Source organism: Brevibacillus sp. HB1.4B (assembly GCF_013284285.1).
Taxonomy (GTDB): domain Bacteria; phylum Bacillota; class Bacilli; order Brevibacillales; family Brevibacillaceae; genus Brevibacillus; species Brevibacillus porteri.
The window spans coordinates 1-9656 of sequence record NZ_JABSUT010000024.1 but is presented as its reverse complement, the minus strand read 5'-3'; the positions used below and the strand labels follow the sequence as shown (position 1 = coordinate 9656).

At 47.8% G+C, this 9656-nt stretch carries 9 protein-coding genes and 8 tRNA genes; 16 read left to right on the top strand and 1 reads right to left on the bottom strand.

Annotated features, from left to right (window positions below; translation table 11 throughout):
* Window positions 1-9: 9 nt before the first annotated feature.
* The 9 genes from HP398_RS30460 to rocF all read left to right on the top strand — a co-directional run bounded on the left by HP398_RS30460 (window position 10) and on the right by rocF (window position 1846).
* Window positions 10-83, top strand: a tRNA-Glu gene (locus HP398_RS30460).
* 86 nt (window positions 84-169) lie between these two features.
* Window positions 170-245: transfer RNA gene (locus tag HP398_RS30455), tRNA-Val, on the top strand.
* An 8-nt stretch (window positions 246-253) separates the two neighbouring features.
* Window positions 254-338: transfer RNA gene (locus HP398_RS30450), tRNA-Tyr, on the top strand.
* Between the two features lie 21 nt (window positions 339-359).
* A tRNA-Gln gene (locus HP398_RS30445) sits at window positions 360-434 on the top strand.
* Window positions 435-440: 6 nt separating this feature from the next.
* Window positions 441-516: transfer RNA gene (locus HP398_RS30440), tRNA-Lys, on the top strand.
* Window positions 517-536: 20 nt separating this feature from the next.
* Window positions 537-613 (top strand) — tRNA-Arg (locus tag HP398_RS30435).
* A 5-nt stretch (window positions 614-618) separates the two neighbouring features.
* Window positions 619-695 (top strand) — tRNA-Pro (locus tag HP398_RS30430).
* 9 nt (window positions 696-704) lie between these two features.
* Window positions 705-778 (top strand) — tRNA-Gly (locus tag HP398_RS30425).
* A gap of 171 nt (window positions 779-949) precedes the next feature.
* A complete protein-coding gene (gene rocF, locus HP398_RS30420) occupies window positions 950-1846 on the top strand; it encodes an arginase (protein ID WP_173624491.1) in 897 nt (298 codons plus the stop codon).
* 93 nt (window positions 1847-1939) lie between these two features.
* On the opposite strand, the gene HP398_RS30415 is transcribed toward rocF, so the two are convergent.
* On the bottom strand, window positions 1940-2098 hold the full coding sequence (locus HP398_RS30415) for an aspartyl-phosphate phosphatase Spo0E family protein (protein WP_017247071.1): 159 nt from the start codon (window positions 2096-2098) through the stop codon (window positions 1940-1942).
* 170 nt (window positions 2099-2268) lie between these two features.
* Between HP398_RS30415 and sigW the strand changes: the two genes are divergently transcribed.
* From sigW to glmS, 7 genes are all read left to right on the top strand, one after another.
* Window positions 2269-2832: an RNA polymerase sigma factor SigW gene (gene sigW, locus HP398_RS30410; protein WP_016742677.1), complete on the top strand. Its 564-nt coding sequence runs from the start codon at window positions 2269-2271 to the stop codon at window positions 2830-2832.
* 17 nt (window positions 2833-2849) lie between these two features.
* Complete coding sequence (locus tag HP398_RS30405; RefSeq protein ID WP_017247072.1) at window positions 2850-3473, top strand: zf-HC2 domain-containing protein; 624 nt, start codon at window positions 2850-2852, stop codon at window positions 3471-3473.
* Window positions 3474-3578: 105 nt separating this feature from the next.
* A complete protein-coding gene (cdaA, locus tag HP398_RS30400; protein ID WP_017247073.1) occupies window positions 3579-4403 on the top strand; it encodes a diadenylate cyclase CdaA in 825 nt (274 codons plus the stop codon).
* Window positions 4396-5643, top strand: coding sequence for a CdaR family protein (locus HP398_RS30395; protein ID WP_017247074.1), 1248 nt, complete (start codon window positions 4396-4398; stop codon window positions 5641-5643). Before cdaA ends, HP398_RS30395 begins: the two co-directional genes overlap by 8 nt.
* Before the next feature lie 43 nt (window positions 5644-5686).
* Window positions 5687-7033, top strand: coding sequence for a phosphoglucosamine mutase (gene glmM / locus HP398_RS30390; RefSeq protein ID WP_017247075.1), 1347 nt, complete (start codon window positions 5687-5689; stop codon window positions 7031-7033).
* Window positions 7034-7223: 190 nt separating this feature from the next.
* A complete protein-coding gene (locus HP398_RS30385) occupies window positions 7224-7409 on the top strand; it encodes a hypothetical protein (RefSeq protein WP_173624490.1) in 186 nt (61 codons plus the stop codon).
* Window positions 7410-7515: 106 nt separating this feature from the next.
* The gene (gene glmS, locus HP398_RS30380; RefSeq protein ID WP_069852815.1) at window positions 7516-9348 is read left to right on the top strand and encodes a glutamine--fructose-6-phosphate transaminase (isomerizing); all 1833 of its coding nucleotides are present in this window, start codon (window positions 7516-7518) and stop codon (window positions 9346-9348) included.
* The last annotated feature ends 308 nt before the right edge of the window (window positions 9349-9656 follow it).

The window sequence follows — 9656 nt, the reverse complement described above, 5'->3', positions numbered from 1 at the left end:
CATGATCTTGGCCCGTTGGTGAAGCGGTTTAACACAGCAGCCTTTCACGCTGTCATACAGGGGTTCGAATCCCCTACGGGTCACCTAAAAACGCCTTAACAATGGTTAAGGTACCTGCAAAGTTATCAGAGTATGCTGCTTAGCATACTCGTCACTTTGTCAGGGATTTGGAGGCTTAGCTCAGCTGGGAGAGCATCTGCCTTACAAGCAGAGGGTCGGCGGTTCGATCCCGTCAGCCTCCACCATAAAAAATGGGGAGATAGTGAAGTGGCTAAACACGGCAGACTGTAAATCTGCTCCCTCCGGGTTCGGCGGTTCGAATCCGTCTCTCCCCACCATTTTTTTATTTTGCGGGTTGTTGGGGTATAGCCAAGCGGTAAGGCAACGGACTTTGACTCCGTCATTCCTAGGTTCAAATCCTAGTACCCCAGCCATTTTGCGAGCCATTAGCTCAGTTGGTAGAGCATCTGACTTTTAATCAGAGGGTCGAAGGTTCGAGTCCTTCATGGCTCACCAGTTTTTTAAAATCATAATAGGTGCCCTTAGCTCAGCTGGATAGAGCGTTTGACTACGAATCAAAAGGTCGGGAGTTCGAATCTCTCAGGGCACGCCACTTATCGGGAAGTAGCTCAGCTTGGTAGAGTACTTGGCTTGGGACCAAGGGGTCGCAGGTTCGAATCCTGTCTTCCCGACCATTTTTATATGCGGGTGTAGTTCAATGGTAGAACTCCAGCCTTCCAAGCTGGTCGCGTGGGTTCGATTCCCATCACCCGCTCCATATGCTTACTAGAAACGAGAAACCGAAAGGGTTGCTCGTTTTTTTGTGCTTTTGACAAAGCTTGTCCGACAGGTTATTTATGCAAAATCATGTCGAGTTGAGTCATTTTGCTTTCCGAGGCTACAATATAGGGGTAGAGAATGAATGAACGAAGGAAAGGGTGGCACTTCTATGAACAAAAATATGAGCATTGTTGGTGTACCGATGGATCTAGGTGCAGACCGCCGCGGAGTTGATATGGGACCTAGCGCTATCCGTTATGCGGGTGTGGTAGCACGCTTGGAAAAGATGGGTTTCAATATTGAAGACCGAGGAGATATTTTTGTAATGCGTCCTCACCACTTCACCGAGACGGAAAACCATAAATACCTGGATGAAGTCGTGGAAGCCAATGAAAAGCTTGCCAATGTTGTAAGCGATATCATGACTGCTGGTCGATTCCCGCTCGTATTGGGGGGCGATCACAGCATTGCCCTTGGAACCATTGCAGGTGTGGCTAAGCACGTAAAAAACCTGGGCGTGATTTGGTTTGATGCTCATGGTGATCTGAATACGGGTGCCACTTCTCCATCGGGAAATATTCACGGTATGCCTTTGGCAGCGAGCTTGGGTTATGGGCATGAGCGTCTGACGAGCATTGGGGGATATACACCAAAGGTACAAGCAGAAAACGTGGTCATCATCGGTGCGCGTGATCTGGACCAAGGTGAGCGTGAATTGATCAAGCGTATTGGAATGAAGGTTTTCACCATGCATGAAATTGATAAATTGGGTATGGCTCGAGTCATGGATGAAGCAATCGCGCATGTGTCCAAAAACACAGATGGCGTGCATTTGAGTCTCGATTTGGATGGACTTGATCCACACGATGCTCCGGGAGTAGGGACGCCAGTAATAGGTGGTATCTCCTATCGTGAAGGGCATGTCTCATTGGAAATGCTGGCAGATGCAGATATTCTTTGTTCGGCAGAATTCGTGGAGGTCAACCCGATTCTAGACCGAGAAAACATGACAGCTCGCGTTGCAGTCGCTTTAATGAGTTCCGTTTTTGGTGATAAATTACTGTAAAATAAATGAAGATCATCATGAAAAAAGAGAGGCTTTTGGCCCTCTTTTTTTGTTTTTCCGCATCTTTACATTGATAGGGGAAAGCGGTACATTCTAAGGATGGAGACGAAGTTTATTTAATAGCTGGTCCAGTTGTACACTTAGCGTAACTAATTCTGGAGTAATGCAGGCTTGTTTTTTGTACTGTTCGTTGAGTTCTTTTCGCAGCATCTCAATCTCGAGGAGAACGTCTTTTTTTGACAATCGTTGCACTCTCCTTTCCACCTGTGAGATAAATGAGCTATCATTACTTATATATAGAGGAAAGCAAGACGCTTATTCCTCTATTTCCCAACAAATTATCCGCACAAACACAAGATAAAAAATGAAACCATATGCAGTAACATCCGTATATAGGATTACGGTATTGTGGGGAGGATCGCATGGATTTTGTAGAGAAACGGTTGACTCAGCGGGCAAAACGCGGAGACCGTGAAGCTTTTGCGGAGTTAATCGAGATTTATAAAGACAAGATATTTCAGCTCGCATATCGTATGGTGGGAAACCGTCAGGATGCAGAGGACATTGCGCAAGAAACATTTTTGCGTGTCTATGCCAATTTGCATTCATACGATGACAGCTATAAGTTCTCCACATGGATCTACAGGATCGCGACCAATCTATGTATCGACCGTGGCCGGAAAAAACGACCTGACTTTTCATTGGATGAAGAAACCGAACCAGGGCAAGGCCTGGACTGGTATTCACGCCTGTCTTCTAACGAGCGAACACCGGAAGACAAAGTCGTAACGCAGGAGCTGCAGGAGACGGTGCAAGATGCTTTGTCTCACTTACAGCCCAAATATCGCTCGATTATGATCTTGCGTTATATTGAGGATTTGTCGTTGCAGGAGATCAGCGATATCGTAAAGCTTCCCATAACGACAATCAAGACGCGTATCCACCGAGGAAGGGAAGCATTACGCAGCAAGTTGCGATTGATGTGAGAAAGGAGAAAATCACGATGGAATGCCGGGATATGATTTGCCTCATCCACGAATATTTAGATGGGGACACTGATGAATTAGCCAATCTGCAATTGCAAACACACATACAGTCTTGTGTGAGTTGTCGCCAGCATATGCATGAGTTGCAGAGAGCCATCGCGTTTGTTCAAAGCGCTTCACATATTCATGTCTCTTCTGATTTTACAGCTCGTGTACTTGCGCAATTGCCTGCGCCGACAAAAGCGAATCTGTTATCAGGATGGCTTCGAAATCATCCGTTTTTGACAGCTGCAGCGGTATTTCTCTTTTTGATGACCGGCAGCGTATTCAACAGTTGGTTTGACCGAGATGACACTTTACAGGTATCCTCTGCTAATTTGGATAAATTAAAAATAGATCGTGAACGCAATGTCGTAGTTGTACCAGCAGGAACCAATATTAATGGAGACTTGGTTGTCCGCAACGGAAACGTAGATGTTCAAGGCCATGTAACAGGAAATGTTGTGGCTATTGAAGGAAAAGTGTTCGTGGCATCTACCGCCCAAGTCGTGGGAAATACCGAATCAATCGAAGCAATCGTAGATTGGATTTGGTATGAGGTGAAAAATATTGGAAATGACTTGCTTCCGATCTTGCCATAAGAGAAAATAGAGAGTACAGCTATCAGAGCACGGCAGTGGAGCCGTGCTTTTTCCGCAGGAGATAGACTGACTTCATTAGATGGAGCGAGATATGGGGGCTTCGTTATGATATCGATATCCATGGAATATGGGGATTTGCTACGGTATGCAACGGATATTTTACTCGTTACATACGTGTTCTATAAAATCATTATGCTTATTCGCGGGACGCGCGCTGTACAATTGCTGAAGGGGATTATGGTCATCGTCATCACATGGTTCCTTAGCAAATATTTTCAGCTGACGGCACTGCACGCGCTGATGAATCAAGCTTTTACATTCGGGGTTTTGGCGGTCGTCATCATCTTCCAACCGGAGTTGCGTCGAGCACTGGAGCAGCTTGGTCGAGGCAAGCTTTTTTCCCGTTCAAGCAGTACGCAGGATGACGAGGCGGTTAGCCGCTTGGTTCAAGAGGTGGGCAAATCGGTTACGTACATGGCCAAGCGTCGTATTGGTGCATTGATCGTCATTGAGAGAGAGACGGGTCTAAATGACTACGTGGAAACGGGTATTGGCATTAACGGGCGAGTCAGCTCAGAGCTGTTGATTAATATTTTCATCCCGAATACACCGTTGCATGATGGTGCAGTCATTATGCGAAAAGACATGATTATGGCTGCTGCCTGTTATCTTCCACTGTCTGAAAACAATTCCATCTCCAAGGAGTTGGGGACGCGCCATCGTGCGGCAATAGGGTTAAGTGAGGTATCCGATGGCATTGCGATCATCGTATCCGAAGAGACTGGTCAGGTGTCCTTTGCCGCGCATGGAGCAATGAATCGCAATCTGACGGAGGCGCAACTGGCAGAGATGCTGACAGAACAGCTTCAGCCTCTGTCCAAAGGCAAATCCATGGGAAGTCGTTGGCAATGGAGGCGAAAACATGGATAAATGGTTAAACAGTCACTGGTTTGCACGTGCTGTTGCGTTGCTTTTGGCTATCATGACATGGATGATTGTCAATCTGGAAGCAGAACAAACGACGACTCCTGAGGCAAGTCAGCCAACTTTTATTGATAGTGTCAATTTGCATGTGAGATACGATACCGATCGTTATCAGGTGGTCAAGCAGCAACGAACGGTAAAGGTCGCCTTGGAAAGCAATAATCCTTTTTATCGACACAATTTCTTCCCAGAGGAATCGTGGGAAGTGTATGTCGATGCGACAAGCCTGGGCAAAGGAACACATCGTGTACCTGTCCAGTACAAGGGATTCCCGGATGAAGTCAAGGTAGGGATCATACCGAATATCGTGGAAATTACCTTGGAAGAGAAAAAGACCGTTGAGCGTGAAGTTTCCGTGGAGAAATTGGGACAGGTCGCCCCTGGTTACACGGCTGGAGAGCCTATTGTGAAGCCGTTTAGAGCGCTTGTAAGGGTACCTGAAAGCCAAGTGAATAAGGTAGCAGCAGTTAAGGCTTCGGTTGATTTGGAAGGGGCTACTTCGGCAATCAAGACAACGGTTCCGCTCAAAGTCGTGGACAAGTCTGGTAACGTGATTCAAGGGGCCGATGTGGTGCCACTTACGGTAGAAGTGAACATCCCCGTAACGAGTCCGTTTGCCAAAGTGCCAATCAAATTAAACTTGACGAATGAATTACCAAATGGCTATAGTTTGGCTAGTATGGGTATGAATGTGGAAGAGGTCACGGTCTATGGACCGAAGGAAGTCATTGATGGCATCAAATCCAACACATACCCAGGCCCGGAAATCGATCTCGGCAACATTACATCAGATCGCGATATAGAGTTAAAGATACCGTTAATGGATAATATTGTGAAGGTCGAGCCGGAGTATGTGACCGTATCGCTGAAAGTCGTTCCATCAACGACCAAGCGTTTGGATAAAATTCCGATTCGCATTAGCGGGCTATCAGAAAGCATGGAAGCAAAGGTACTATCCACCGATGGCCAAGAGATGTCTACAATCGACTTCGACGTGATCGGCGCACCAGACGTGCTGAATCAGTTGAGGCATGAAGACTTGCAGGTCGTAGCAGATGTCAGCAATATGCCGGCGGGTGTATACGAAGTACCATTGAATTACATCTTCAATCAGTCGGAGTATATCAAGACTTCTGCGGGCGCACCTAGAAAGGTCACAATTCAAATCACGAACAAGCAAAGGTAGACATAAGCTGTTGTGTGCACAAGGAAGGAAATGAGGGACAATCATGGGGAAGTATTTCGGAACAGACGGTGTACGCGGTGTAGCAAATACACAACTGACACCCGAACTGGCATTTAAAATCGGACGCGTTGGCGGTTACGTTCTCACCAGACACAAGCAGGAAGGGAAACCAAAAGTGGTGATTGGGCGCGATACGCGCATTTCCGGACAAATGCTGGAAAACGCACTTTTGGCTGGACTGTTATCGGTTGGAGCAGAAGTGGTCAGATTGGGTGTTATCTCCACCTCGGGGGTAGCGTATCTCACACGTGCACTTGGTGCAGATGCGGGTGTTATGATCTCCGCCTCTCACAATCCGTTTCCGGATAACGGAATCAAGTTCTTCGGCAGCAACGGTTTTAAACTGTCCGACGAAGTGGAAGCTGAAGTAGAACAGTATTTGGACGCGGCAGAGGACACTTTGCCTCGACCAACAGGCGAACAAATCGGGACGGTTCTGGAATTCCTGGAGGGTGGACAAAAGTACCTCTCTCACTTGAAGAGTACCGTATCTGAGCGATTTGACGGTCTGAAGGTAGTCCTGGACTGTGCAAATGGTGCTGTCTCATCATTGGCAGCTCGTCTGTTTGCGGATGTGGACGCTGAAGTGATCACGATTGGTGCGAATCCGAATGGAATCAACATCAATGACCAGTGCGGTTCAACGCATCCTGAACGTCTAGTAGAAGAAGTATTGAAGCATAAAGCAGACCTGGGTCTTTCCTTTGATGGGGACGCGGATCGCTGCATTGCAGTAGATAATAATGGTGAAATCATCGACGGCGACTATATTATGGCGGTCTGTGCACGAGCACTCAAGGCAAAAGGAAAGCTCAACAACAATACAGTTGTCACGACAGTAATGGCTAACATGGGCTTCTTCAAAGGGATGGAAGAGTGCTCCATCAATACGACGAAGACTGCTGTAGGGGATCGCTACGTAGTAGAAGAGATGCTGCGCGGCGGCTATAATCTCGGTGGCGAACAGTCCGGTCATATCGTCTTCCTGGACTACAATACGACAGGAGACGGTCTGTTAACGGGTCTGCAGCTCTTGAACATCATCAAGGAGTCTGGCAAGCCGTTGTCCGAGCTCAAACAAGTGATGGTCAAGTATCCGCAGCTTCTGATCAATGTCCGTGTAGAGGACAAGTCAAAGCTGAATGGCAATGAAGCGATTGCGCAGGCGATTCGTGAAGTGGAAGAAGATTTGGCTGGCAATGGTCGCGTTCTGGTTCGTCCGTCCGGAACAGAGCCAATCGTGCGTGTCATGGCAGAAGGTCCAGATGCGGCTCAGTTGGAAGGGCTCGTGAATCGGATTGTTGACGTGGTTAAACAAGAACTGGTGTAAAATTAGTGTAAAAAGTAGCAGGGAGCGGTTTCGATGCCGCTCCCTTTTGCATACAACTAAAATACGACGACGAGATATTGTCGCTCTCCACAATCTGTGGTACAGTGTTCATGTGCGCTAGCACCAAGAAAGAAAAAATTGGGAGGGATTGTGCAAAAAAGAACAAGCATCGTAAATCAAATGCATACCATTGAAAAGCGCCAGCACTGAGGCTGCCCGACATGGAGCCCAGTGGACGAGGTGGAGGTTTATCGAAGCATTCGGCGGATACCTCCCGGCAGCAGTATCACTGCCGCAGAGCGCAGGGACAAAACATCAGGGTGATCTGATGGACAAAACCTTGCGTGTGATATGTTTTTTGTCATTGCCGAAATAGATGAAACAGAATGATCATATAAAAAACATGGAATGGCGGGGGACTCACCCCCGTACCATTGTTCGGGTCGAAGTCCCTCGCCAAATTGGAAGGGGACCATACACTTATGTGCGGAATCGTTGGATATATTGGAAATAAACAAGCGCAAGACATCGTGATCGGAGGACTTCGCAAGCTGGAGTATCGCGGCTATGATTCAGCAGGGGTCGCTGTCGTGAATGCAAACGGATTGGAGTACTCAAAAGCTCAGGGGCGCCTGGCTGTTCTCGAAGGTCGTTTGGAGTCGAATCCATTGGCAGGTTCTATGGGAATCGGGCATACGCGTTGGGCGACACACGGAAAACCGTCTGACGAGAACTCCCACCCACACACAGACGAGAAATCGGCGTTTGCAGTCGTTCACAACGGGATTATCGAAAACTTCCTGCCATTGAAAGAAGAGCTGCTGGAAAAAGGCTACACGTTCACTTCTGAGACAGATACCGAGGTTATCGCTCACTTGCTCGCTGACATGTACGATGGCGATATCGTTTCTACAGCGCGTCGTGCTGTTCAACGCATGCGTGGTGCCTATGCATTGGGAATCATGACAGAGCATGAGCCAGATAAGCTGGTAGCGATTCGTTTGGCTAGCCCGTTGGTAGTTGGTGTGGGTCAAGGCGAGAGCTTTATCGGTTCGGATATCCCGGCTATTTTGGAGCATACACGTGACGTGTACATTTTGAACGAAGGCGAAATGGCTGTATTGACTCGCGATGGTGTGGAACTGATGAACGCAGAGACCGGCGAGAAAATCGAGCGGGAACTGTTCCATGTCGAGTGGGATCTGGTACAAGCGGAAAAAGGCGGATATGATTCCTTCATGCTCAAGGAAATGCACGAGCAGCCTCAAGCTGTTCGCGATACCATGGGTGCCCGCATTGACGAGGACAACAAGCGAGTGATTTTGCCTGAGCTGAAAATGAGCGATGCGGAGCTGGCGACATACGATCGCATCTACATCGTGGCATGCGGTACTTCCATGCACGCAGGTCTCGTCGGTAAGGATGTTATCGAAAAATGGACTCGCGTACCTGTAGAGGTAGCAGTCGCTTCCGAGTTCCGTTACCGTGATCCGATCTACACAGACAAGACACTGATGATCGTCATCAGCCAATCTGGTGAGACAGCAGACACGCTGGCTGCGCTGCGTGAGGCGAAGAAGAGCAACGTGAAGGTATTGGCTATCACCAACGTGGTAGGCAGCTCTGTAGCTCGTGAAGCTGACGAAGTGATCTTTACGTGGGCGGGTCCAGAAGTAGCGGTAGCATCTACGAAAGCATACACCTCCCAAGTCGTTGCCCTGTACTTGTTCAGCCTGTATCTGGCTCAAGTAAAAGGCACCATGGCGGCTGCTGAGGTTGCTGAGGTCGTTGAGCACCTGAGCGAGATCCCTGGCAAAATCGCTTCCATGCTGAATGACGATGATCAAATTCGTCGCTTTGCAGAGGGCACAAAAGAGGTAAGCAGCCTGTTCTTCATCGGCCGCAGCCTCGACTATGCGGTATCGCTGGAAGGCTCTCTGAAGCTGAAGGAAATCTCCTACATTCACTCCGAGGCGTATCCAGCTGGTGAGCTGAAGCACGGTACACTTGCGCTGATTGAAGATAATGTTCCAGTTGTAGCTTTGGCTACGCAACCAGACATCTACGAAAAAACGGTAAGCAACATTGTGGAAGTAAAAGCTCGCGGCGCTCATGTACTGGGCTTTGCGACTGAAGGCAACCACGACCTGGCGAAGAGTGTGGATGAGGTCATTTACATGCCAGCCACTCTGCCAATGCTCACACCGATTCTGACCGTCATTCCATTGCAATTGCTTGCTTACTACGCTTCTGTCGCTCGTGGCCTTGACGTGGATAAACCGCGGAACTTGGCGAAGAGTGTGACGGTTGAGTAGGGTAGAAGAATAAGAACATCCTTTTGTTCAGAGATAATAAAGTCTGTCACTAAATAATAGACTTTGTCACTAGGTAATAAAGTCTGTAACTGAGTAATGAAGTTTGTCACTTTGATGTTACGTAAAAAGAACAGTGAAACCAGTAAAAAAGTGTGAAACTGCTTAGTTTAGTCCCGATGATGGAGTTAATGATCATCGGGACTTCTTTTATTCCATCTAGGGGTGATACTATTTTGACTATAGGTAACCGAATAAAGTTTATAAGAAAAGCGAATAAGGTGGACCCAATAAACTCAGCCAGTCTAACA